The 22,392-nt window shown below is 65.9% G+C and carries 22 protein-coding genes and 1 tRNA gene; 14 read left to right on the top strand and 9 right to left on the bottom strand.

Features of this window, described 5'->3' with window-relative positions:
• From trmB to thiS, 3 genes are all read right to left on the bottom strand, one after another.
• Positions 1-735: a tRNA (guanosine(46)-N7)-methyltransferase TrmB gene (gene trmB / locus DFO63_RS07600; protein WP_008268324.1), complete on the bottom strand. Its 735-nt coding sequence runs from the start codon at positions 733-735 to the stop codon at positions 1-3.
• A complete protein-coding gene (locus DFO63_RS07595) occupies positions 735-1,529 on the bottom strand; it encodes a thiazole synthase (protein WP_005418798.1) in 795 nt (264 codons plus the stop codon). Before DFO63_RS07595 ends, trmB begins: the two co-directional genes overlap by 1 nt.
• A 118-nt stretch (positions 1,530-1,647) precedes the next feature.
• Entirely contained in the window at positions 1,648-1,848 is a 201-nt protein-coding gene (gene thiS / locus DFO63_RS07590) for a sulfur carrier protein ThiS (RefSeq protein WP_014038278.1), read from the bottom strand.
• 208 nt (positions 1,849-2,056) lie between these two features.
• Here thiS and DFO63_RS07585 point away from each other — a divergent pair, with 208 nt between their 5' ends.
• The gene (locus tag DFO63_RS07585; RefSeq protein WP_049442679.1) at positions 2,057-3,892 is read left to right on the top strand and encodes an autotransporter domain-containing esterase; all 1,836 of its coding nucleotides are present in this window, start codon (positions 2,057-2,059) and stop codon (positions 3,890-3,892) included.
• A 115-nt stretch (positions 3,893-4,007) separates the two neighbouring features.
• A tRNA-Gly gene (locus DFO63_RS07580) sits at positions 4,008-4,081 on the top strand.
• A 194-nt stretch (positions 4,082-4,275) separates the two neighbouring features.
• Here the strand turns inward: DFO63_RS07580 and DFO63_RS07575 are convergent.
• Entirely contained in the window at positions 4,276-4,872 is a 597-nt protein-coding gene (locus DFO63_RS07575) for a helix-turn-helix domain-containing protein (RefSeq protein WP_119006718.1), read from the bottom strand.
• A 184-nt stretch (positions 4,873-5,056) separates the two neighbouring features.
• Between DFO63_RS07575 and DFO63_RS07570 the strand changes: the two genes are divergently transcribed.
• The 9 genes from DFO63_RS07570 to DFO63_RS07530 all read left to right on the top strand — a co-directional run bounded on the left by DFO63_RS07570 (position 5,057) and on the right by DFO63_RS07530 (position 12,729).
• A complete protein-coding gene (locus DFO63_RS07570) occupies positions 5,057-6,394 on the top strand; it encodes a serine hydrolase domain-containing protein (RefSeq protein WP_182474394.1) in 1,338 nt (445 codons plus the stop codon).
• A 137-nt stretch (positions 6,395-6,531) separates the two neighbouring features.
• Entirely contained in the window at positions 6,532-6,750 is a 219-nt protein-coding gene (locus DFO63_RS07565) for a hypothetical protein (protein ID WP_041863763.1), read from the top strand.
• A gap of 177 nt (positions 6,751-6,927) precedes the next feature.
• Positions 6,928-7,806, top strand: a complete 879-nt coding sequence (gene rimK, locus DFO63_RS07560; protein ID WP_005418651.1) for a 30S ribosomal protein S6--L-glutamate ligase — start codon at positions 6,928-6,930, stop codon at positions 7,804-7,806.
• 258 nt (positions 7,807-8,064) lie between these two features.
• Positions 8,065-8,544: a hypothetical protein gene (locus tag DFO63_RS07555; protein WP_049442673.1), complete on the top strand. Its 480-nt coding sequence runs from the start codon at positions 8,065-8,067 to the stop codon at positions 8,542-8,544.
• 95 nt (positions 8,545-8,639) lie between these two features.
• The gene (locus tag DFO63_RS07550; protein WP_014038273.1) at positions 8,640-9,110 is read left to right on the top strand and encodes a hypothetical protein; all 471 of its coding nucleotides are present in this window, start codon (positions 8,640-8,642) and stop codon (positions 9,108-9,110) included.
• 115 nt (positions 9,111-9,225) lie between these two features.
• Positions 9,226-9,687, top strand: a complete 462-nt coding sequence (locus tag DFO63_RS07545) for a hypothetical protein (RefSeq protein WP_119006716.1) — start codon at positions 9,226-9,228, stop codon at positions 9,685-9,687.
• 163 nt (positions 9,688-9,850) lie between these two features.
• The gene (locus DFO63_RS07540; RefSeq protein ID WP_005410804.1) at positions 9,851-10,528 is read left to right on the top strand and encodes a response regulator transcription factor; all 678 of its coding nucleotides are present in this window, start codon (positions 9,851-9,853) and stop codon (positions 10,526-10,528) included.
• Entirely contained in the window at positions 10,491-11,861 is a 1,371-nt protein-coding gene (locus DFO63_RS07535) for a HAMP domain-containing sensor histidine kinase (RefSeq protein ID WP_075676409.1), read from the top strand. Before DFO63_RS07540 ends, DFO63_RS07535 begins: the two co-directional genes overlap by 38 nt.
• A gap of 481 nt (positions 11,862-12,342) precedes the next feature.
• The gene (locus DFO63_RS07530; protein WP_119006715.1) at positions 12,343-12,729 is read left to right on the top strand and encodes a hypothetical protein; all 387 of its coding nucleotides are present in this window, start codon (positions 12,343-12,345) and stop codon (positions 12,727-12,729) included.
• A gap of 146 nt (positions 12,730-12,875) precedes the next feature.
• On the opposite strand, the gene coaE is transcribed toward DFO63_RS07530, so the two are convergent.
• Genes coaE through DFO63_RS07515 form a run of 3 tightly spaced genes read right to left on the bottom strand, consistent with a single transcriptional unit; the run spans position 12,876 to position 15,629 of the window.
• Positions 12,876-13,487, bottom strand: coding sequence for a dephospho-CoA kinase (coaE, locus tag DFO63_RS07525; protein WP_119006714.1), 612 nt, complete (start codon positions 13,485-13,487; stop codon positions 12,876-12,878).
• An 11-nt stretch (positions 13,488-13,498) separates the two neighbouring features.
• The gene (locus tag DFO63_RS07520; RefSeq protein WP_005418626.1) at positions 13,499-14,362 is read right to left on the bottom strand and encodes an A24 family peptidase; all 864 of its coding nucleotides are present in this window, start codon (positions 14,360-14,362) and stop codon (positions 13,499-13,501) included.
• 7 nt (positions 14,363-14,369) lie between these two features.
• On the bottom strand, positions 14,370-15,629 hold the full coding sequence (locus tag DFO63_RS07515) for a type II secretion system F family protein (RefSeq protein WP_119006713.1): 1,260 nt from the start codon (positions 15,627-15,629) through the stop codon (positions 14,370-14,372).
• A gap of 356 nt (positions 15,630-15,985) precedes the next feature.
• Between DFO63_RS07515 and DFO63_RS07510 the strand changes: the two genes are divergently transcribed.
• The 3 genes from DFO63_RS07510 to pilB all read left to right on the top strand — a co-directional run bounded on the left by DFO63_RS07510 (position 15,986) and on the right by pilB (position 18,871).
• The gene (locus DFO63_RS07510) at positions 15,986-16,393 is read left to right on the top strand and encodes a pilin (protein WP_119006712.1); all 408 of its coding nucleotides are present in this window, start codon (positions 15,986-15,988) and stop codon (positions 16,391-16,393) included.
• A 115-nt stretch (positions 16,394-16,508) separates the two neighbouring features.
• Entirely contained in the window at positions 16,509-16,916 is a 408-nt protein-coding gene (locus tag DFO63_RS07505) for a pilin (RefSeq protein ID WP_119006999.1), read from the top strand.
• A 224-nt stretch (positions 16,917-17,140) separates the two neighbouring features.
• The gene (pilB, locus tag DFO63_RS07500; protein ID WP_119006711.1) at positions 17,141-18,871 is read left to right on the top strand and encodes a type IV-A pilus assembly ATPase PilB; all 1,731 of its coding nucleotides are present in this window, start codon (positions 17,141-17,143) and stop codon (positions 18,869-18,871) included.
• A gap of 125 nt (positions 18,872-18,996) precedes the next feature.
• On the opposite strand, the gene DFO63_RS07495 is transcribed toward pilB, so the two are convergent.
• A complete protein-coding gene (locus DFO63_RS07495) occupies positions 18,997-20,370 on the bottom strand; it encodes a sigma-54 dependent transcriptional regulator (protein ID WP_014038262.1) in 1,374 nt (457 codons plus the stop codon).
• 60 nt (positions 20,371-20,430) lie between these two features.
• Entirely contained in the window at positions 20,431-22,044 is a 1,614-nt protein-coding gene (locus DFO63_RS07490) for an ATP-binding protein (protein WP_087923443.1), read from the bottom strand.
• Positions 22,045-22,392: the final 348 nt, after the last annotated feature.

Raw genomic sequence — 22,392 nt, 5'->3', positions numbered from 1 at the left:
TCAGGTGCGGTCGTACAGCAGGTCCCAGACGCCGTGGCCGAGCTTCTGGCCGCGGGTCTCGAAGTGGGTCTGCGGGCGCCAGTCCGGGCGCGGCACGCTGCCACGCGGGCCGGCGCGGTTGACCAGGCCGGCGGTGGCATCGAGCACGTCCCACATCTGCTCGGCGTAGTCTTCCCAGTCGGTCGCGCAGTGCAGACGGCCACCCGGGCGCAGCTTGCGCACCAGCAGGTCGGCGAACGCCGGCTGCAGCAGGCGGCGCTTGTTGTGGCGCTTCTTGTGCCACGGGTCCGGGAAGTAGATGCGCACTTCATCGAGCGCGCCGTCGGCGATCTCGTTCTGCAGCACTTCCACCGCATCGTGGTGGTACAGGCGCACGTGGTCGGCGTTGTCGTCGGCCAGCGCATTCAGCAGCCGGCCCACGCCGGGCGCGTGCACTTCGATGCCGATGTAGTCGCGCGACGGGTCGTGCTGGGCGGCGAAGCGCAGCGCGGCACCATTGCCGAAGCCGATTTCCAGCACCTTGTGTGCCGGGCGGCCGAAGGTGGCGTCCAGGTCACGCGGCTGGCCGTTGTAGTCGATGCCGAAGCGCGGCCAGCGTTCGTCGAACGCGCGCTGCTGGGCAGGGGTGAAACGGCCCTGGCGCAGCACAAAGCTGCGTACTTCGCGGCGGCCTTCGCTGACGGTGAAGGGCTTGGGCGGGGCCTTGGAACCGGCGCTGTCAAAAGGATTGGTCATCAGCCGATCAGCCCATCCACCGGGGAGGAGGCGCTGGCGTAGCGCTTGCGCGGAATGCGCCCGGCCAGGAAGGCCTCGCGGCCGGCCTCGACCGCCTTGCGCATCGCGCTGGCCATCAGCACCGGGCTGCGTGCGCCGGCGATGGCGGTGTTCATCAGCACGCCGTCGCAGCCCAGCTCCATCGCGATCGCCGCGTCCGACGCGGTGCCGACGCCGGCGTCGACGATGATCGGCACCTTGGCGTCTTCGATGATCTGCAGCAGGTTGTACTTGTTCTGGATGCCCAGGCCCGAGCCGATCGGCGCGGCCAGCGGCATCACCGCAGCACAGCCGATCTCTTCCAGGCGCTTGGCCAGGATCGGGTCGTCGGAGGTGTAGACCATCACTTCGAAGCCGTCCTTGACCAGCTGCTCGGCCGCCTTGAGGGTCTGCATCACGTCCGGGTACAGGGTCTTCTGGTCGCCCAGCACTTCCAGCTTGGTCAGGTTGTGGCCGTCCAGCAACTCACGGGCCAGGCGGCAGGTGCGCACCGCGTCCTCGGCGGTGTAGCAGCCGGCGGTGTTGGGCAGGATGGTGAAGCGCTCCGGCGGCAGCACGTCCAGCAGGTTCGGCTCGCCCGGGTTCTGCCCGATGTTGGTGCGGCGGATGGCCACGGTGACGATCTGGGCGCCAGCGGCCTCGGTGGCCAGGCGGGTTTCTTCCAGGTCCTTGAACTTGCCGGTGCCGGTCAGCAGCCGCGAGCCATAGGTCTTGCCGGCGATCACCAGCGAATCGGGGGAGACATGAACGTTCATGGCGCGATTATCGCTTATCCGCCTGAAGATGGGGTCACGCAGAGGGCGGAGTCGAGCGTGGGGTCAGATCCCTTTGCCACCGGCAAACGGATCTGACCCCTGAACACCCGCGCAGGCGTCAGCCCCCACCCAGCGCGTGCACGATCTCCACCACGTCGCCTTCGGCCAGGACGTGCTCGCCATGGCGGCTGCGGCTGACGATCTCGCCGTTGACCTCCACCGCCACCCGGCGCTGCAGCAGCTGCTCGGCCAGCAGCAGGTCGTGGAGGGTCGCCGAAGCGGGCAGGGTACGGGGTTCGCCATTGAGCTGGATGTTCATCCGGTCATTGTCGCTGATAGCCCGCCGGGATCGGAACGTTTGCAATTTGAACCGGGCGCCAGCTCTGGCACAGCGTGTTTTCACGTGGTCAGGCGACAATCCATGCGGCGGCGCAGCGTGAGCAAAACGCGGCGCAGTGAAACCATTCACCGTGCGCCGGCGTACGTCCGCCGGGTCCTCAACGATTTCCCCCACAGGAGTTTCTTACATGCTGCTCAGCAAACGCCCGATCCGCTCCCTGATGGCGGCCGCGATCGCGCTGGCCGCGCTTCCGGCCATGGCAGGCGAATCCCCGTATTCCAAGGCCGTGTTCTTCGGTGACAGCCTCACCGATGCCGGCTATTTCCGCCCGCTGCTGCCGGCCGGCGTGCAGCCGGTCACCGGCCAGTTCACCACCAACCCGGGCTGGGTGTGGTCGCAGCAGGTCGCCAACTACTACGGCGTCAACGGCGGCGCCAACGGCAACGGCCAGAGCGGTGACAACTATGCGGTCGGCGGCGCACGCGTCGGCGTGGACGTGCCGAGCGCGATGGGCACCATCCCGTCGCTGAAGTCGCAGGCGGCCCGTTACCTGGCCGCGAATGGCGGCAAGGCTGACGCCAACGTCCTGTACACGGTGTGGGGCGGTGCCAACGATCTGTTCGCCGCCGCTGCTGCGCCGGCGCAGGCACAGGCCATCATCGGCGCGGCCGTCACCGACCAGATCGCCCTGGTGGGCGCGCTGAAGCAGGCCGGTGCCGAATACGTGCTGGTGCCGAACCTGCCCAACGTCGGCCTGACCCCGGCCTTCCGCGGCCCGAATGCCGCTACCGCCACCGCGCTGTCGGCCGGTTACAACAAGGCGCTGTACGGCGGCCTGAAGCAGGCCGGCATCGAGTTCATTCCGCTCGATACCTTCACCGTGCTGGGCGAAGTCGCTGCCAACCCGGGCATGTACGGCTTCACCAACGTCACCAGCACCGGCTGCAAGATCGATCCAGCCAACTCGACGCAGAGCATCCTGACCTGCAACCCGACCAGCTACGTCAGCCCGGATGCGGCCAACACCTACCTGTTCGCCGATGGCGTGCACCCGACCACCGCCGGCCATCAGCTGCTGGGCCAGTACGCGGTCTCGGTGCTGGAAGCGCCGCGCCTGCAGCAGGTGCTGAGCCACTCGGCACAGACCATCGGCCGCTCGCGTGCCGACCAGGTCAGCATGCACCTGGGCGGTCGTCCGGCTGACGGCCTGTCCTGGTGGGGTGGCGTGCGTGGCGACCTGCAGCGCTACGACCACGCCGACCTGTACGACGGCCTGGCCCCGGCCGGCCTGTTCGGTATCGACTGGGCGCGCGATGGCATGGTGTTCGGCGGCTTCGCCGGCTTCGGCCGCCTCAATGCCGACTTCGGCAACAGCCGTGGCGACTTCACCCAGAAGGACACCACCGCCGGTCTGTTCGCCGGCTGGTATGGGGACCGCATCTGGGTGAACGGCCAGGTCAGCTACACCTGGCTGTCCTATGACGTGAACCGCAAGGTCCAGCTGGGCCCGGCCACCCGCGAGCACGGCGGTTCGCCGGACGGCAGCAACCTGACTGCCGCCCTGAACGCCGGTTACGAGTTCGGCACCGAAGGCGGCTTCCGCCACGGCCCGATCGCCTCGGTGATCTGGCAGAAGGTGAAGATCGACGGCTACACCGAAAGCGCCGCGGCCGGCACCCTGGCCACCGCGCTGGGCTACGACCGCCAGAACGTCGATTCGACCGTCGGCCGCATCGGCTGGCAGGCCCGCTTCGATGGCGGCACCGTCAAGCCGTACGCGCAGGTGACCTACGATCACGAGTTCGAGGACACCAAGCAGGCCAGCGCCTGGCTGCAGACCCTGCCGGAACTGGGCAACTATCGCGTGCCGGGCCTGAACTTCGACAAGAACTACGCCACCGTCGTGCTGGGTGCCCGCACCGAACTGTTCGGCCTGCAGAGCAACTTCGGCCTGAGTGCTTCGACCGGCCAGAAGCGCGCGCAGGACGCCACCCTGTTCGCCAACTTCAGCGGCACGTTCTAAGCAGCAACCGCCGGGGTCGGATCCCTTTCCGCAAGGAAAGGGCTCTGACCCCTCGCGGATGCGGTGGCCACCATTGCGCTGCACCGGCCCCACCGCATAGACTTTCATCCGCGCTGCGGGCGTAGCTCAATGGTAGAGCTGTAGCTTCCCAAGCTACTGACGTGGGTTCGATTCCCATCGCCCGCTCCACTTCAATCTGCCAGTTCGCAACGAATTGACCGGATTGAAGATTCAGGCCGATTGATGATTCCGCGCTCATCCGGCGGATATGCGCGCTTCCTTGTTCCCACCGATCTTCGAGTCCTGAGCGACTCGCGTTGCCTCGTGCGCTCGAGGGGGAATCGTCGTGGGACCACGTCCGGCGGTCCCACGCCGATCAAGACTCAGCTCTTGCGCTTATCCGGCACCGAGGCCAGCACCACCGTCAACAGCAGGGGCTGGCCATCCCCGGCCGCTTCACTGCCTTCCAGGGTGGCCTGTTCGAGTTCGCCTATCAGCGCGTTGATGCGTGCCAACTGGGCAGCGTCGGCACGGAAAGCGAGATGGCGCACGGTGCAGTTGCGCTGGCTTCCCTCGAAGCACGCCGCCGCCTGCGTGGCGGCCGCCGCGAACGCGCGCAGGCTGGCGCCCACCACGCTGCTGGCCACCTTGATCAGGTTCCTGCGCCCACCCGGCGTGCGCAGCGCGTCGGCCGAAGACAGCTGCCGCGATACCACGGCATAGACCGCTTCGGGCCGGCGGCCGGTGCTGCGCCGTTCAACCACCTGCACCAGGCCCGCCGCTTCCAGCCGCTCCAGGTGGTGATAGAGCGCGGTGATCGGGCGCCCAAGGCGCTCGCTCAGCTCGCGCGCGGTGGCCTGGCCGTCGACATCGAGGCGCTGCAGGATCGCCAACCGCGGCGAAGACGCCATGGCGCCCAGCTGGTCCGGGGTCAGCTTCAGTCCGCGCGGGGCAGGGGGGCTTGCTGGGGGTCTGCTCATAATTCAAACTATAGATCAAAATTGAATAAATGGCGGCCTGGACATGCGTACTGGATACCTGTGGATCCTTGTCAGCGGCCTTGCTGCCGCTATCGTCACTTGCGGCGGCGCCTCGGCCTCGCCCCCGATGGCGTCCAGACCTGCCGGCGGCAGTGGCATTCATGCCACCGCCATCGACCCCGCCATGGCACGGCGCATCGATGCCGACATGCAGCAGGTCATGCAGCGCTTCCAGGTGCCTGGTGCGGCCATCGCGGTGACCGTTGACGGCAAGCCTGTCTATTCCAGCGCCTACGGCCTGCGCGATCGCGAGCGCGCGCTGCCGGCGCGTACCGATACACCGTTCGAGATCGGCTCGATCACCAAACAGTTCACCGCCGCAGCCATCGTGCAGCTGCAGGAAGCGGGCAAGCTGCAGCTGGACGACCCGCTGGCACGGTATCTGCCGCATGCGCCGCACGCCAGCGAGGTGACCCTGCGCCAGTTGTTGACCCATACCAGCGGGCTGCACGACTACTTCGACGGGCCGGATGCGGAAGTCGACGCTCTGGTGACCCAACCCATCGACTTCGACCACCTGATCGCGCGCATTGCCGACCAGCCGCTGGACTTTGCGCCGGGCACGCGCTGGTCGTACTCCAATACCGGCTACGCACTGCTCGGCAAGGTGATCGAAACCGTATCGGGCGAGCGCTACCGTGACTACCTGCAGCAGCACCTGCTCGCGCCGCTGGGAATGACGCACACCTTTACCCTGGCCGACACCGACCGCCTGGCCGGCATGGCCGTTGGCTACCGGCATGAGCAAGGCACGCTGCAGCGCGCGCCGTACTTCCACCCGGACTGGAGCGGCGCGGCCGGCTTCCTGGTCAGTACCTTGGACGACCTGGCGCGCTGGGACGGTGGCCTGGGCAGTGGCAAGGTGGTGTCCGCAGCCGGCTATGCGCAGATGAAGACCTCCTTCGCCACCGCCGATGGCAAGCCCGTGGGCTACGGCCTCGGCCTGTTCGTGGATTCGGTGTACGGGCAGGCGCGGGTCGGACACACCGGCGGCACGCAGGGCTTCACCACCGCCGATATGTACTTCCCGGATCTTGGCCTGCGCATCGTGGCCTTCAGCAATCTGGGCGACAAGAAACCCGAGGCCGGCATCACCATGACCAACCTGGTGTTCGCCGCACTGCATCCCGACATCGTCGCGGCCTGGGAACGGCCTGTTGCCGGCGAGGTTGCCGCCATTGGCGAAAGCGCGAAGGCATCGTTCCGCCAGCTGCAGGACGGCACCGATTACAGCGCCTTCAGCGACGACCTGCGTGGCAAGCTGGTGGCCGGCATCGGTGCCGGCATGATGCGTTCCCTGGGCCCCTACGGCGCACCGACCGCCATGGTGTTCAAGGGAACACGCCAGGGCGAAAAAGGAACGATGTACAGCTATGTGGCCGAGTTCGGCCCGGGGGCGTTCATCGGTTACACGGTACGGCTGGACGAGAAAGGCCGTGTTGCGGGATTCGCGATCGAATGACAGGGCCCTGTGCACAGACGTTTGGCGTGCCCAGCAAGGCCACTCATCTGCGGCCTTCTTCATTTCTGATTAATTTCATATCCACGGCCACCCGCGCCCGGTTAGCGTTGCCGCATTTTCTACACGGGAAGCAACGCATGGAAACGAAGGACGACGTCGTCGGCAGTATTCACGAGATCTACAAGAACTCCGGTGCCGGCACCTCCCGGCAGCTGGAAGCGTTGCGTGCATTGGGTCGCGCCGGTGGGCCGAAGGCCGCGCAGCTGCTGTGGCAGATCTACAAGAGCACCTCGGCCGGATCGGCCACGCAGATGACCTGCATCGCGGCGCTGGGTGAATCCGCGCGCGGGTTCTGAAGCAGAATCAGCCCGCATGCTGATGCGGGCATGTGGTGTATCTGGCGGCGGTTACTCCCTCGCCGGAATCGTCGCCGCAGGAGCCGACCACCGGCGGTGCAGGCAGCTCAGGCCAGGCATCATCCACCCGCCACACGCCCGCGCTATGCTTCGCGCCTGCCGACCGAACCCACCGCGATGAAGCTCGCCATCCTGTCCCGCAACAGCTCCCTGTATTCCACCCGTCGGCTGGTCGAGGCGGCGCGCGCGCGCGGCCATACCGTGCGCATCCTGGACCCGTTGCGCTGCTACATGCGCATCGCCGCCGATGGCTTTTCCATGCACTACAAGGGCCGGCCGATGACCGGCGTGGACATGGTCATCCCGCGCATCGGTGCCTCGATCACCCGCTACGGCACCGCGGTGCTGCGCCAGTTCGAGCTGATGGGCGCGCGCACGCCCAATCCGTCCGATGCCATCCTGCGTTCGCGCGACAAGCTGCGCGCGCACCAGCTGCTGGCGGCCAAGGGCATCGACATGCCGGTCACCGTGTTCGGCGACAACCCCGACGACACCGTCGATCTGCTGTCCATGCTCGGCCCGCCGCCGCACGTGGTGAAGCTCAATGAAGGCACCCAGGGGCGCGGCGTGATCCTGACCGAGAAGGCCAGTGCCTCGCGCGGCATCGTCGAAGCGCTGCGCGGCCTGTACGCCAACTTCCTGATGCAGGAATTCATCGGCGAAGCCAAGGGCGCCGACCTGCGCTGCTTTGTGGTGGGCGACCAGGTGGTGGCGTCGATGCAGCGGCAGGCACCGGAGGGCGACTTCCGCTCCAACCTGCACGCCGGCGGTACCGCCGTGGCCGCCAAGGCCAGCCGCGCCGAGCAGCAGGTGGCGGTGCGTTCGGCCAAGGCGCTGGGCCTGTCGGTGTGCGGCGTGGACCTGATCCGCTCCGCGCGCGGCCCGCTGGTGCTGGAGGTCAACTCCACGCCCGGGCTGGAAGGCATCGAAGCGGCCTGCGGGGTCGACGTGGCCACACGCATCATCGAGCATGTGGAAAAGATCAAAAAACCTTGATTATTCATTGTGTTATGAATCTCATTGGCAAATGATCCACGGCTTTAACGAGGCTTTAATCGGCCCCGGCGTAGGCTTCAGCGAACCGCAGCTCTGCCTCTCAGCAGGATCGGTATCGGGATACGACTTCAGGCCCAGGCGGGTGCACCGTCTGGGCCTTTTTTATGCCTGTCGGCCCTGTGCCCAAGGTCTCTTGTGGACGCCGCGTGACGGTCGTAGAGTTGGCCCTTCGTTCCGGGATGGATCGGGAGGTTGGCGATGTACCGCATCATGACGATCGCGTTGCTGCTGGGCCTGTCTGGCGCTGTTGCCGCCAAGCCGGAGAAGGTCGCTGTACAGATGGACCGGCAAGGGTCGGTCGCCGAGCAGGTGCGCCAGGTGGAAACCGCCCTGGCCGCCCCCGACTATGCCGAACTGTCTGCCGAGGATCGCGGCCAGGTACAGCAGTCGCTGTTGCGTATCCGCCAGCACATGGGCGAACGCCAGACCGTGCAGGAGCTGCCGCCGCAGCTGCAGGCCGAGGTCTTCAACGAGCAGGAACGCATCAACACCCTGTTGGCGCGTGGCCATGAAGACAGCCGCCAGATCTGCAAGTACGAACGCACCACCGGCAGCAACATGCCCAAGAGCCGCTGCCTGACCGTGGCCGAACGGCGCCGGATCGAAGAGAAAGGCAAGGCGCTGATCAACGACCAGCGCAGCTACAACACGCTCAGCCCACCGCCCGCCGGGCGTTGACCGCACTGCCTTCCGGTCCACCGAACGTGCTGTGATGGCATATCGGTGGCACCGCAGGGTCGATGTTCCACTCATGGAAGAACCTGGAGGTAACGATGCAGCGCATGACCCCCGTCGCCCTGATGTTGGGCCTGGCATTGGCCACCACCGCCCACGCCAAGCCCGAGAAAGGGCAGGTGAAGTTCGACGCCAACGCCCCGGTGGCCGAACAGATCCGCAGCGTTGAAGCGGCGATCAACACCGAGGACTACAGCGAGATCGGGCTGGAAGACAAAAGCCGCGTGCAGCAGGCGCTGGGCCGCATCAAGATCAAGATGGGCGACCACGAACGCGTGGAGCAGGTCAGTCCGCAGGACCGCACTGAGATCTTCAACGACCAGGAAGTGATCAACACGATCATGACTCGCGCCCACGCCGACAGCCGCATGGTCTGCCGCCGCGAACGCACCACCGGCAGCAACATGCCGCAGAGCGTCTGCCTGACCGTGGCCCAGCGCCGCAAGGCGCAGGAAGACAGCCGCAAGGCGCTCAATGACAACCAGCGCTTCAACAACTACAAGCCCTGATCGCTGCCGGACCGATCGCATGCCGCCATCGGTCACCCTGCCGTGCGTCCCTTGTGGACGCATCGGCGGAATCGTAAAGTCGAGACCCTATTCATGGACGAACATGGAGCTCGTCATGTACCGCAAGACCACTCTCGCCCTGATGCTGTCGCTGGGCCTGGTTGCCACCGTGCAGGCCAAGGCGCAGAAGGACACCGTGCAGATGGATTCCTTCACCCCGGTGTCCGAACAGATCCGCCGCGTTGAAACGGCCATGGGCAGCGAGGACTACAGCGAGATCGGGCTGGAGGACAAGAGCCGCGTGCAGCAGGCCTTGAACCGGATCCGGGTCAAGATGAATGGCCGCGAGAAGGTGGATGAGCTGGCGCCGCAGGAGCGCAACGACCTGTTCAACGAGCAGGAGATCGTCAACACCATCATGACCCGTGCCCAGGCCGACAGCCGCATGATCTGCCGCCGCGAGCGCCTCACCGGCAGCAACATGCCGACCAGCGTCTGCCTGACGGTCGCCCAGCGTCGCAAGGCCCAGGAAGAAAGCCGCCAGGCGCTGACGGACCAGCAGCGCATCAGCCGCTGAACCGGCTGACGCGGGGGCTTTTGCCGGTGTCGCCCCTTCGGTACGAAATGTTAAGAATGGAACCTGTATCGTTCAGCAGGTAGACGTCGCGTCCACTCGCACAGGGGCATCCTGAGCGGGTGGGCCTGGCCCCCCGACGACCCTTCAAGAACCAGAGGTCCCAGTGCGCATTCTCGTAATCGAAGACAACAGCGACATCGCCGCCAACCTTGGCGACTACCTTGAGGATCGTGGCCACACCGTGGACTTCGCCGCCGACGGCGTGACCGGCCTGCACCTGGCCGTGGTCCACGAGTTCGACGCCATCGTGCTGGACCTGAACCTGCCAGGCATGGACGGCATCGAAGTGTGCCGCAAGCTGCGCAACGAAGCGCGCAAGCAGACCCCGGTGCTGATGCTGACCGCCCGTGACTCGTTGGACAACAAGCTGGCCGGTTTCGATTCCGGCGCCGATGACTACCTGATCAAGCCGTTCGCGCTGCAGGAAGTGGAAGTGCGCTTGAACGCGCTGTCGCGCCGCGGCAAGGGCGTGCAGACCCGCGTGCTGGAGACCGGCGATCTGGAATACAACCTGGACACGCTGGAAGTGCGCCGCCAGGGCAAGCTGCTGCAGCTCAACCCGACCGCGCTGAAGATCCTGCAGGCCCTGATGGAGGCCGCGCCGGCCGTGGTCACCCGCCAGGAGCTGGAAACCCGCGTCTGGGGCGAGGAGCTGCCCGACTCGGATTCGCTGCGCGTCCACATCCACGGCCTGCGTGCGGTGGTCGACAAGCCGTTTGAAGTGCCGCTGATCCAGACCCGCCATGGCATCGGATACCGCATCGCCACCCCGGAAGCCTGATTCCGTGGCAACCAAGGGGGAGCGCCGGCGTTCGCCGTATCGGCGGCGCCTGCGCAGCCGCATCATCGTCTCGTTCGTGTTGTTGGGCTTCTGCCTGACAACACTGTTTGCGTTCGCCACCAACTGGGCCCGCATGCGCGTGGAAAACCAGCTGGTGGAAGACGTGATGAACCGCAACATCAACGAGTACGTGCGGCGGTTCTACGAGAGCCCGGATCGCAACCCCGACCTGCCCGTGCAGCAGATGCGTGCGCGCCTCGTCAAACCCGACAAGTTCGATGCGCTGCGCGAGGAAGAGCCTGATTGGGCAGCGTTGCCTGATGGCAACCACAATATCTCGGGCACTGACGAACGTGGGCAGCCGTACGCCTACAAGCTGGCCGTGCGCAAGACGCCCGACGCCTGGGCATTCCTGGCCTACGACATGACCGACAGCGTGCGCGGTGGGCAGCAGCTCAACCGCGCACTGGTGCTGTCGGTGCTGGTGTTCAGCCTGTTGTCGCTGGTGCTGGGCTGGTGGTCGGCGTCGAAGGTGATGAAGCCGGTCTCGGACCTGGCCGCGCGGCTGCGTGCCTATCGCGGCGGCACCAGTGACCCCGAGCCGCTGGCGCCGCGCTTCCCCGATGACGAAGTGGGGCAGCTGGCGCAGGCGCTGGATGATTACTCATCTCGGCTGACCGAAGTGGTGCAGCGCGACCGTGAGTTCAATGCCGACGTCAGCCACGAGCTGCGCACGCCGCTGGCGGTGATCCGTGGCGCCACCGAACTGCTGCTGACCCGGCCCGGCCTGGATGAGAAGGTGCTGCAGCGCCTGCAGCGCATCCAGCGCGCCGAACAACAGTGCAGCGACCTGATCGGCGCACTGCTGCTGCTGTCGCGCAACGAGCGCGGGCAGGGCACCAGCAACGTCGCCCGCGTGGCCGAACAGCTGCTGGACGCGCACCGCGCCCAGTTGGGTGGCAAGCCGCTGGAACTGGCACTGGAAGGCGAGCGCAACCTGGTGATCGATGCGCCCGAGGCGGCCTTGTCGGTGGCGCTGGGCAACCTGATCGGCAACGCGGTGAAGTACTCGCAGGATGGCGAAGTGCGCGTCTTTGTCGGCAGCAATTCGGTGTCGGTGACTGACAGTGGCCCGGGCCTGAGCGAAGAGGATGCCGCCAAGCTGTTCCAGCGCGGCTATCGCGGCACCCACGCCGGCCATTCGCAGGGCGGCGGCATCGGCCTGTCGATCGTCAGTCGCCTGTGCGATCTGTACGGCTGGCAGGTGAGCGTGCGCCCCGGTGGCGAGCGCGGCGTGATCGCCACCCTGACGTTCTCGCCGAAGCCGTTGTAAGTGGTGGGTGCCGACCTTGGTCGGCACGAACCCTGCCGACGTTGCACCGCGCCCTGTGTCGCTTGTGCCACCGCGTCACCCTCGCGGGAATGATCGGGCAGAAGCCCAACACGACATCACCGTGATCGCCGCCACGCCGCGTGCGTGCCCGCATGCACGCATTCGTGCACCCAACTGCGGCTTGAGAATTTCCTTACAGATCACGCTGCTGCGTGATGGCCAGATGGAGCGGCTGGGGCAGGTGCCCTGGCCGGGATTGGCGTCCTGAAAAAAACCAACAATTCAAAAGCTCCAGATGCGCCGCGGCCATCATGGAAAATGCATCGCCTGCCTCGTTTCGGCGGACGGTGCGTGGGGATTCATCAGAATCCGCTGGAGTCTTTTTCCTTAGCTTTTGAGTTGTTGGGTCTCCGGTACGCCAACCCGCACCGTCCGCCACCTTGCATCCGCAGGTGGCCTGCCGACTGCGAGGAGCCTCACCATGTCCGCACGCCCAATGTTCCCCCAACTGCACGCCCTGATCGGCGAAGCCGCCGACCTGCTGCCGGCCGACGTCGCCGAGCGCATCGAAACCCTGCTCGATGATCCCAAGGATCTGCTGCCCGCGCTGCTGGCCCGCATGGACGGCCGCGATGCCGCCGACGGCAGGCGATTGGAAGTGCAGGGCCTCAGCCCGGCTCAGGCGACCACCATGGCCGGGCTCAGCCGCACCTTGGCCGGTTTGAACGCACTCATGCAGGTCCTGCACGCCGCCGAAGCCGCCCGCGAGCAGGGCGGTGCCCACCAACAGCTCAGCCCGGATGTCGTCGACGGCCTGCTGCTCGGCGCCCGCGAACTGGCCCGCTATGCCCGCCTGCAGCTGGAGTAGATCCACGCCACGCGTGGATGCGCTTCGGTCATGCGTGGATTGGCTTCGGTAGTGCCGGCCGCTGGCCGGCAACCAAACCGTCCAGTAGATCCACGCCATGCGTGGATTCGCTTCGGTAGTGCCGGCCGCTGGCCGGCAACCCGGCCTCAACCCCCAGCCAACCCCAGATACCGCTCATGCAGCGCTTCCACCTGCGCCTGCAGGTCCTCGGGGTGGCCATCGTTGACCACCACATCATCGGCCAGTGCCAACCGCTGCGTGCGGCTGGCCTGGGCGGCGATCATCTTGTCGGCCAGCGCGGCGTCGATGCCGTCGCGCTGCATCAGCCGCGCGTGCTGCACGGCTTCAGGCGCATCCACAAGCAATACCCGGTCCAACCACGGGTAGGCCTGCCGCCCACCGACCTCGGTCAGCAGCGGAATGGCGGCAATCGCATAGGGGCTGGCGGCCTGCTCGCACTGCTGTTGCATCAGCAGGCGGATGGCCGGGTGGGTGATCGCTTCCAGCGCCGACCGTTCGGTCGGGTCGGCGAATACATGGGCACGCAGGCGCGCCCGGTCCAGGCTGCCGTCCGTCAGCAGCATATCGGCGCCGAAGCGCTCGGCGATGCGGCCCAGGGCGGGGCTGCCGGCAGCAACCACCGCACGGGCGGCCAGATCGGCGTCGGCCACCACGATGCCCAGCGCCTCGAAGCGCCGGGTCACCTCGCTCTTGCCGGCGGCAATGCCGCCGGTCAGGCCAACCACATACCGGCTCATGGGGATTCCCCTCAGCGCAGTCCGCTCAACACCAGGTACTGCTCCACCACGGGCGCGCCCCACATGAAGTACAGCCAGCCCGCGATGGCCAGGTACGGGCCAAACGGGATCGGCGTGGCGCGGTCACGGCCCCGGGTGTACAGCCAGATCGAGCCGATGATGGCGCCCAGCACCGATGACAGCAGGATGATCGGCAGGATGCCCTTCAGCCCACACCAGGCGCCGAGGGCGGCCAGCAGCTTGAAATCGCCGTGGCCCATGCCTTCCTTGCCGGTCAGCTGCTTGAACAGCCACCAGACCATCCACAGCGACAGGTAACCCACCGCGGCGCCGACCAAGGCAGGCTTGGCCGGCATGTACAGGTTGTCGATGTTGCCTATCAGGCCCAGCCACATCAGGGGCAAGGTCAACTGGTCGGGCAGCAGCTGGGTGCGCAGGTCGATGCCAGACAAGGCGATCAGGAAGCAGGTCAGCACGATGGCGCCGAAGCCCTGCCAGCCGAAGCCGAACTGCCAGACGCAGGCCAGCACCAGCACTGAGGTCAGGGCCTCGACCAGCGGGTACTGCAGCGAGATCGGCGCCTTGCAATGGCGGCACTTGCCGCCCTGGATGATCCAGCTGAACAGCGGGATGTTCTCGTACCAGCTCAGCTTGTGCTTGCAGTGCGGGCAGTGCGAGGGCTCGACCACGATCCCCGGTGGCGGGGGTTCGTAGAAGTCCGGTTCTTCCAGGACCTCGCGCGCATCGCGCTTCCACTGCCACTCCAGCCGCTTCGGCAGGCGCAGGATGACGACGTTGAGGAAACTGCCCAGCAGCAGCCCCAGGGCGGCCGCGGCGGGGTAGCCGAGGCCGGGATGCTGGTCGAGAAATGCCATGTAGTGATTATCCGACGACGGAAGCGAGCTTGAAGATCGGCAGGTACATGCCGATGACCATGCCGCCGACGATGGTACCAATGATCACCATGATGATCGGCTCCAGCAGGCTGCTCAGGGCGTCAACGGCATTGTTGACCTCCTGCTCATAGTACTCGGCCACCTTGAACAGCATGGCGTCCAGGGCGCCCGCCTCTTCGCCGATGCCGGTCATCTGGATGACCATGTGCGGGAACAGGGCGGTCTGCTTCATGGCCATGTTGACCGGGTAACCGACCGACACGTCGTCGCGCATGCGCAATACGGCATGCTCGTAAACCGTATTGCCGGTGGCGCCTGCCACGATGCCCAGGGCCTCCACCAGCGGCACGCCGGCCTTGAAGGTCACGGCGGTGGTACGGGCAAAGCGGGCGATCGAGCTGTTGTGCATGATCTGCCCGATGACGGGTAGCTTCAGGACCAGCCGATCTATGCTGTGCTGCATCTTCGGCGACCGTTTATAGGCGGCAATGAAGCCGACGATCGAACCGATGATGACCAACAGGATCAGCCACCACCACGAGACCATGAACCTCGACATGTTCACGATCATCTGGGTAAAGGCGGGCAGGTCCGCGCCGAATCCCTTGAACACGTCCTCGAACTGCGGCACGACCCAGACCAGCAGGATGCCACTGACCAGCAGGGCAACCGCCAGCACCATGGCGGGATAGAACATCGCCTTCTTGATCTTGCCCTTCAGGGCTTCGATGTTCTCTTTGTAGTTGGCGACAGTGTCCAGCACCGTCTCGAGGACGCCAGCGCCTTCACCAGCCCGTACAAGGTTGCGGTAGAGCTCGTCGAACTGCACCGGATACTTGCTGATGGCCTCATAGAGTGACGAGCCGCCTTCAATATCGGTACGCAGGCCATCCACCATCTTCTTCATGCGTGGGTTCTTGTGCCCGTTCGCAATGATGTCCAGCGATCCCACAATGGGTACGCCCGACTTCATCATGGTGGCCATCTGCCGGCTGAAGAAGGCGATTTCCTTCGGCGTGATCTTGCTGCCTGCAGCGCCGAACAGCGGCTTAGGCTTCGGCTTTACTGTGCCTGGGGTGATGCCTTGACGACGTAGCTCTGCTCTCAGCAGATTCGCATTCTTCGCGGTCTGCTCACCCTTCATCTTCACGCCCCGCTTGTCGGTCCCCTCCCAGACAAACGGCTGCAGTTCCGTGGTGCTGCGCGCCACGGGCTCCTTCTTGATCGCACTGCGACTGACAGACATATCGGCTCCCCAAGACCCGCCATCCCCAGGCGGGCGTCTAGCCGTCGATGGTAGCGGGTTCATGCCCGTCTGGGCAGTTGTTGGGGGCGCCATCATGCGAATTCGTGCCGGGTGCCGACCAAAGGTGACGCACTGCGTCACATTGCCGCGTCCATCGCAGATTCGCATCCGGGGGGTTCCCATCCGTGAAATAGCTGCCATCATGGGCGCGGGGAAATCCAGGGGGAGGCGTGCCGGGGTTGGCACGCAACCTGCGTTGATCCACCCGCAGGGGGCAGGACCCGCTCAGCTGGCCGCTGGCCAGACCGATCCTGTGCTCTGAAATCAACCACCACTTATCTTGGGGATGTACCAAAATGAAGAACCAGAAGGGCTTCACCCTTATCGAACTGATGATCGTCGTTGCGATCATCGCCATCCTGGCCGCCATCGCCCTGCCGATGTACCAGGACTACGTGGCCAAGTCGCAGGCTACTGCTGGTCTGGCCGAAATCACCCCGGGCAAGACCCAGGCCGAAGTGCTGCTGAATGAAGGCAAGGCCTTCGACAAGACCCCGGCGCAGATTGGCCTGAAGAACTCGGATCGCTGCGCGATTTCGGTTGACGGCGATGCGACCGCTGGCACCGCATCGATCACCTGCAAGCTGTCGGGTAATTCCAAGGTTGCCAAGGGCTCGCTGGCTCTGGCTCGTGCAGCAGATGGTACCTGGGCTTGCACCGCGACCGATCTGGACGCTAAGTACATTCCGGGCGGCTGCAAGTAATAGCTAGCAGCGGTTATGGCAAAAGGCCCCGTATATCGGGGCCTTTTGTTTAGTGGCTAATGAAATGCATAGGGGCAGACATCTCGTGAACAAGTCTCTCATTGGGGAGGGGGGCATGAAGCGAAGCAATGGCTTTACGTTGATTGAGTTGATGATTGTCGTCGCAATCATCGCAATCCTCGCTGCGGTCTCCATTCCAATCTATATGAACTATGTGTCGCGGGCGCAATTGGCCGCCGCGCTTTCCGACATACGCCCAGGTAAGACCACGCTTGAAGCGGTGGCGCAAGACAGCAGGAACGCTGCTGACGTTACTGCCGCATATATTGGATTGAAGGCGACGGAACGTTGCTCCGCAGTAAAGGCTGAGCTTACCGATGCCGGAGTGGGGAGCATCGCATGCACGGTGAGCGGAGGCGGGGCAGTGCAAGGCAAAGACCTCATCCTCCGCCGCGCAGCCGACGGCATCTGGACCTGCGACGGCAGCGCCTTCGAAGCGCGCTATCGCCCAACCGGCTGTTGATCACACTTCGGTCTGCCAATGGGATGTTGGCGGGCCGTTGACGGGGCTATCATCCCCGGGGGAGTCAGGATCGTGCCTGCCGGGCTGGGAGTGCCGGGCGTGGCAGTCATGCTGAAGGATTGGCGTCGTCGTCGGCCATCGGGTCGCGGCAGGTTCTGCTGCCCTGTGCGGTGCCCCTGGAAGGCGCGCCGCACTGCCTGACCCATGATGAGCCAAGGATCCATATGAACGCCGTAACCACCGCCAATCTCGTCGGCATCACCGGCCTGGCCCGTCGCCTGGTCCAGGATGGTGCGCTGGACGAGGCTTCCGCCCGCGATGCCATGGCCAAGGCCGCTGCCGCCCGGCAGCCGCTGCCGACCTGGTTCGCGCAGAACAAGGTGGTTGGGGCGGCCCAGTTGGCGGCCGCCAACGCGGTCGAGTTCGGCATGCCGCTGTTCGACGTGTCCACGTTCGACGCTAGCCAGAACGCGATGAGCCTGGTCAGCGAGGAGCTGCTGCGCAAGCACAACGTGCTGCCGCTGTTCAAACGCGGCGGCAAACTGTTCGTGGGCACCAGCAACCCGACCCATTCGCTGGACGAGATCAAGTTCCACACCAACCTGGTGGTGGAGCCGATCCTGGTGGACGAGGACCAGATCCGCCGCACATTCGAGCAGTGGCATGCCAGCCATGACACGCTGGGCGACGCCCTGGGCGGTGACGACGATGGCATGGGCAACCTGGACGTTGCGGCCGGAGACGAGGATCTCGGCGCCGGTGGCGACTCCGGCATCGATGCCAAGGGCGATGACACCCCGGTGGTGAAGTTCGTCAACAAGGTGCTGGTGGACGCGATCCGCAAGGGCGCCTCGGACATCCACTTCGAGCCCTATGAAGATGATTACCGCGTGCGCCTGCGCATCGACGGCCTGCTGAAGATGGTCGCGCGCGCGCCGGTGAAGCTGAACCAGCGCATCGCCGCGCGCCTGAAGGTGATGGCGCAGCTGGATATCGCCGAAAAGCGCGTGCCGCAGGACGGACGCATCAAGCTCAACCTGTCCAAGACCAAGCAGATCGACTTCCGCGTGAGCACGCTGCCGACCCTGTTCGGCGAGAAGGTGGTGCTGCGTATCCTGGACGGCAGCGCGGCCAAGCTGGGCATCGACAAGCTGGGTTACGAGCCGGACCAGCAGAAGCTGTTCCTGGAAGCCATCCACAAGCCGTACGGCATGGTGCTGGTGACCGGCCCGACCGGTTCGGGCAAGACGGTGTCGCTGTACACCGCGCTGGGCATCCTCAACGACGAGACGCGCAACATCTCCACCGCCGAAGACCCGGTGGAAATCCGTCTGCCTGGCGTCAACCAGGTGCAGCAGAACAACAAGCGCGGCATGACCTTCGCCGCAGCGTTGCGCTCGTTCCTGCGACAGGATCCGGACATCATCATGGTCGGCGAAATCCGTGACCTGGAGACGGCCGAGATCGCGATCAAGGCGGCGCAGACCGGCCACATGGTGCTGTCCACGCTGCATACCAACGACGCGCCGCAGACCATCGCGCGCCTGATGAACATGGGCATCGCGCCGTACAACATCACCAGTTCGGTGACCCTGGTGATCGCCCAGCGTCTGGCGCGTCGGCTGTGCAACAACTGCAAGCGCCCGTCCAACCTGCCCGAGCATGCGCTGCTGGCCGAAGGCTTCACCCAGGCACAGCTGGACGCGGGCATCGAGCTGTATGAGGCGGTCGGCTGCGATGAGTGTACCGAGGGCTACAAGGGCCGTACCGGTCTGTACCAGGTGATGCCGATGACCGACGAGATCGCCACGATCGTGCTGGCCGGTGGCAATGCGTTGCAGATTGCCGAGGCCGCACAGCAGATCGGGGTGAACGATCTGCGCCAGTCGGCGTTGAAGAAGGCGGCTGCAGGTGTGACCAGCCTGGCCGAGATCAATCGCGTTACCAAGGATTGAGGTAGATCCACGCCATGCGTGGATGTCGCGATGCATGAGGTTGCCGGCCAGCGGCCGGCACTACCAGGTTGGTGGCATGCGCCGGGTCAGAGCCCTTTCCTTCGGAAAGGGATCCGACCCTGGGCTTACTCCATCCCCAGCTTCTTCAGCTTGTAGCGCAGCGCGCGGAAGGTGATGCCCAGCTGCGCGGCGGTGCGGGTCTTGTTCCAGCGGTTTTCTTCCAGCGCGCGCTGGATGGCGCTGCGTTCGAGCTGTTCGATGTACGAGGGCAGGGCAGCGCTGCCGGGCTGCAGGTCCACCACGGCTTCGGCATGTGCTGCGCTGCCGGGCGTGCGCGGGGCATGCTGCGGCAGGCGCAGGTCGTCGGCACCGATGCGGTCTTCTTCGGCCAGGGCCAGCGCGCGTTCCAGGATGTTCTCCAGTTCGCGCACGTTGCCGGGGAAGGCGTACTGGGCCAGCGCGTCCAGTGCCGACGGGGCCAGCAGCGGCGTCGGGCGGCCGTGGCTGCGGGCCAGCCGTGCCAGCACCGATGCGGCCAGTTCCGGCAGGTCCTGGCGACGCTCGCGCAGCGGCGGCACCTTCAGTTCGATCACGTTGATGCGGTAGTAGAGGTCGTGGCGGAAACGACCGTCCTCGACCAGTTCGGCCAGGTCCTTGTGGGTGGCCGAGAGGATGCGCACGTCCACCGGCTCTTCGTTGGCGGCGCCGACCGCACGCACCGATTTTTCCTGGATCGCACGCAGCAGCTTCACCTGCATCTGCAGCGGCAGTTCGGCCACTTCGTCGAGGAACAGGGTGCCGCCATGCGCGGCCTGGAACAGCCCGGGCTTGTCGGCGTGGGCGCCGCTGAAGCTGCCCTTGCGGTGGCCGAAGAATTCGCTCTCCATCAGCTCGCCGGGAATGGCGCCGCAGTTGACCGGCACGAACGGGCCGGCCGCACGGGCGCCCTGGGCATGGATGGTGCGCGCGACCAGCTCCTTGCCCACGCCGGATTCACCGAGGATGTAGACCGGCGCCTGGCTGCGCGCGACCTTGCCGATGGTGGTGCGCAGCACGTCCATGGCCGGCGAGTCGCCAAGCAGGCGCGCGCCCTGTTCGGCGGCGGGCCCGGGTGCGGGGCGTTCGGTGTTGTTGAGCTCCAGCGCGTGCTTGACCAGGCCGCGCAGCACGGCGATGTCCACCGGCTTGCTGACGAAGTCGAAGGCGCCGGCCTTCAGCGCTTCCACGGCCAGGTCCATGCTGCCAAAGGCGGTGATCATCGCTACCGGCGTGCGCGGGTAGTGCTGGGCGATCTCGCTGACCAGCTCGATGCCATTGCCGTCCGGCAGGCGCATGTCGGTGATGCACAGGTCGTACGGATTGCTGGCCAGCAGTTCGCGCGCTTCGGCAAGGTTGGCTGCCGTACTGATGCGCAGCCCCATGCGGCCGAGCGTCAGTACCAGCAGTTCGCGGATGTCGCGTTCGTCGTCGACGACGAGGGCGCTGCGGGTTTCGTTCATGGGCGTGAAAGATAAACGAGGGGGCTGGAAGCGACAAATGTTTGACGCACGGAGTCGAGATCAGGTGGGCAACAGCGTATGCGGGCCGGGCAGCACCAGGCGGAAGCAGGAGCCACCGGCGGGCACCGGGATGTAGTCGAGCCGCGCCTGGTTGGCCCGGCACAGCTCGCGGGCGATGTACAGGCCCAGTCCGGTGCCATGCTCGGACGTGGTGAAGAACGGCCGGAACAACTGCGCGGCCACGCTTTCGGGAATGCCGGGGCCACGGTCCATCACGTCGATGACCGCACTGCGCTCGTGCTGGGCCACGCGCAGGCGCACCCGTGCCGGTTGCTGGCCGATGCGGCCGTACTTGAGTGCGTTGTGCACCAGCACGGTCAGCACCTGGTAGAGGTGCTTGGTGTCGACCTGGGCCAGCACCGAGGTGTCGTTGATGATCGGCTCGATGCTGTCGGTCTCCAGCGTCTGCCCCTGCTTGTACTCCAGCACGAAGCGGCGCACGAAGGCGGCCAGGTCGACGTTCTCGGGCGTGGCGCGCTCGCGCCGGGCCAGGCCCAGCACGCTTTCGACGATGCCGTTGGTACGCTGGCACTGCTGGCGGATGATCTGCAGCAGGCGGCGGTCGCTTTCGTTGAAGCCGGTGCCTTCTTCCAGCAGCTGCACCGCGTAGTTGATCGCGGCCAGCGGATTGCGGATCTCGTGGGCGAGGCTGGCCGAGAAGCGCCCCATGGCTGACAAGGTGAGCGACTCGGCGCGGCGCGAGACCACGCTGGAGTCGTCCAGGAACACCAGGGCCAGCTCGCTGCCGGCCAGCAGGCGTGCGAAGCGCGGCTGCACTTCAGGCTGGTCGGGATTGAGCTGCAGCGGCAGTTCGTCCTGCGCCCAGCCATTGCGCCAGCGCTGCAGGCGACGGGCGAGTTCCGGGGCGGCGCTGGCCAGGTCCAGGCGGCCGCTTTCGCCGCTCCCATCGCTGTCGCCGAGCAGCATCGAGGCGGCCTCGTTGGCCAGGGTGACGCGGTTGTCGGCGTCGACCACAAGCACGCCGGTACGCATGCGGCGGATGATCAACTCGTTGATCTGGAACAGGTTGGCCACTTCGTCGCCGCGCTGGTTGGCCAGCTGCTGGTTGCGGCGCGCGCGGCTGCCGACCTGGTAACTGATGAAGGCCAGTGCCAGGTAGCTGGTGGCGAACATCGCCAGCTCGGCCAGGGTACGGGTGGGGTCGCCGCCTTCCAGCAGTTTCCAGGTGTATTCGACGCCGGTGGCGAGGCTGGCGGCCAGCGCCAGGCCCAGCCCCAGGCTGAGCGGCAGCAGGGTGGCGGCGGCGGCGATGTTGAACAGCAGTGACATCGAGATGCCGGCGCTGGCACCCGGCAGGGCATGCGACAACAGGGTGGCGGCGACGATGTCCACCAGCACGCCGCTGACCACGATCGGGCGCAGCCAGCGTTCGTTGCGGCCGATCACCAGGGCCAGCAGCGAGAGCACCAGGTAGATGGCGGCGACGGTGTCAGCCAGCCGCGGGTGGTGGGCTTCGCCGACCATGGCCGACAGCGGACTGTAGAGCAGGGCGGCGATGACCGAGGCGATCAGCACCCGGTACAGCGCGAAGAAATACAGCTCACGCCGCGGAATCGATTCGATGCGGTCGATCAATGAAGCACTGGGTGACACGCCGGAACTCCCCTTCTGGCTGCCTGGGTCTGGAATCTGCGGCGGGCCTGCCCGGCGTCCCCTGAAGCCGGGCGGGCACGACGCTTCGATGTGGCCTGCGGTGGAAGCCGTCGAGCTGGCTCGACTCTACACACCTTGGTTGACCAGTATAGGGCGCCCGGCCCGGCGCCGCCGGAGCGGCCCGGATCGCGCATTTGGCCCGGGATGGATACCGGTGTCCAGTGCGCCCCCGGGCGCAACTGTCTGAATGGCGGCGGAAATCTGGCCGGGCCTGGCGTTTTGTACAGACTTCTTTGCGCCCCGGCGCTGGCTCGGCCACAATAGTGGGCCCGCCGCGGTCCATGCCGG

The sequence above is a fragment of the Stenotrophomonas sp. AG209 genome, assembly GCF_003550055.1.
Lineage (GTDB): Bacteria > Pseudomonadota > Gammaproteobacteria > Xanthomonadales > Xanthomonadaceae > Stenotrophomonas.
Note: the sequence above shows the minus strand (reverse complement) of the source record. Positions and strands in the feature narration are given on the sequence as shown.

Coding starts and splice junctions, on each gene's coding strand:
- trmB (WP_008268324.1), bottom strand. CDS start 735: ATGACCAATCCTTTTGACAGCGCCGGTTCCAAGGCCCCGCCCAAGCCC.
- DFO63_RS07595 (WP_005418798.1), bottom strand. CDS start 1,529: ATGAACGTTCATGTCTCCCCCGATTCGCTGGTGATCGCCGGCAAGACC.
- thiS (WP_014038278.1), bottom strand. CDS start 1,848: ATGAACATCCAGCTCAATGGCGAACCCCGTACCCTGCCCGCTTCGGCG.
- DFO63_RS07585 (WP_049442679.1), top strand. CDS start 2,057: ATGCTGCTCAGCAAACGCCCGATCCGCTCCCTGATGGCGGCCGCGATC.
- DFO63_RS07575 (WP_119006718.1), bottom strand. CDS start 4,872: ATGAGCAGACCCCCAGCAAGCCCCCCTGCCCCGCGCGGACTGAAGCTG.
- DFO63_RS07570 (WP_182474394.1), top strand. CDS start 5,057: ATGGCACGGCGCATCGATGCCGACATGCAGCAGGTCATGCAGCGCTTC.
- DFO63_RS07565 (WP_041863763.1), top strand. CDS start 6,532: ATGGAAACGAAGGACGACGTCGTCGGCAGTATTCACGAGATCTACAAG.
- rimK (WP_005418651.1), top strand. CDS start 6,928: ATGAAGCTCGCCATCCTGTCCCGCAACAGCTCCCTGTATTCCACCCGT.
- DFO63_RS07555 (WP_049442673.1), top strand. CDS start 8,065: ATGTACCGCATCATGACGATCGCGTTGCTGCTGGGCCTGTCTGGCGCT.
- DFO63_RS07550 (WP_014038273.1), top strand. CDS start 8,640: ATGCAGCGCATGACCCCCGTCGCCCTGATGTTGGGCCTGGCATTGGCC.
- DFO63_RS07545 (WP_119006716.1), top strand. CDS start 9,226: ATGTACCGCAAGACCACTCTCGCCCTGATGCTGTCGCTGGGCCTGGTT.
- DFO63_RS07535 (WP_075676409.1), top strand. CDS start 10,491: ATGGCATCGGATACCGCATCGCCACCCCGGAAGCCTGATTCCGTGGCA.
- DFO63_RS07530 (WP_119006715.1), top strand. CDS start 12,343: ATGTCCGCACGCCCAATGTTCCCCCAACTGCACGCCCTGATCGGCGAA.
- coaE (WP_119006714.1), bottom strand. CDS start 13,487: ATGAGCCGGTATGTGGTTGGCCTGACCGGCGGCATTGCCGCCGGCAAG.
- DFO63_RS07520 (WP_005418626.1), bottom strand. CDS start 14,362: ATGGCATTTCTCGACCAGCATCCCGGCCTCGGCTACCCCGCCGCGGCC.
- DFO63_RS07515 (WP_119006713.1), bottom strand. CDS start 15,629: ATGTCTGTCAGTCGCAGTGCGATCAAGAAGGAGCCCGTGGCGCGCAGC.
- DFO63_RS07510 (WP_119006712.1), top strand. CDS start 15,986: ATGAAGAACCAGAAGGGCTTCACCCTTATCGAACTGATGATCGTCGTT.
- DFO63_RS07505 (WP_119006999.1), top strand. CDS start 16,509: ATGAAGCGAAGCAATGGCTTTACGTTGATTGAGTTGATGATTGTCGTC.
- pilB (WP_119006711.1), top strand. CDS start 17,141: ATGAACGCCGTAACCACCGCCAATCTCGTCGGCATCACCGGCCTGGCC.
- DFO63_RS07495 (WP_014038262.1), bottom strand. CDS start 20,370: ATGAACGAAACCCGCAGCGCCCTCGTCGTCGACGACGAACGCGACATC.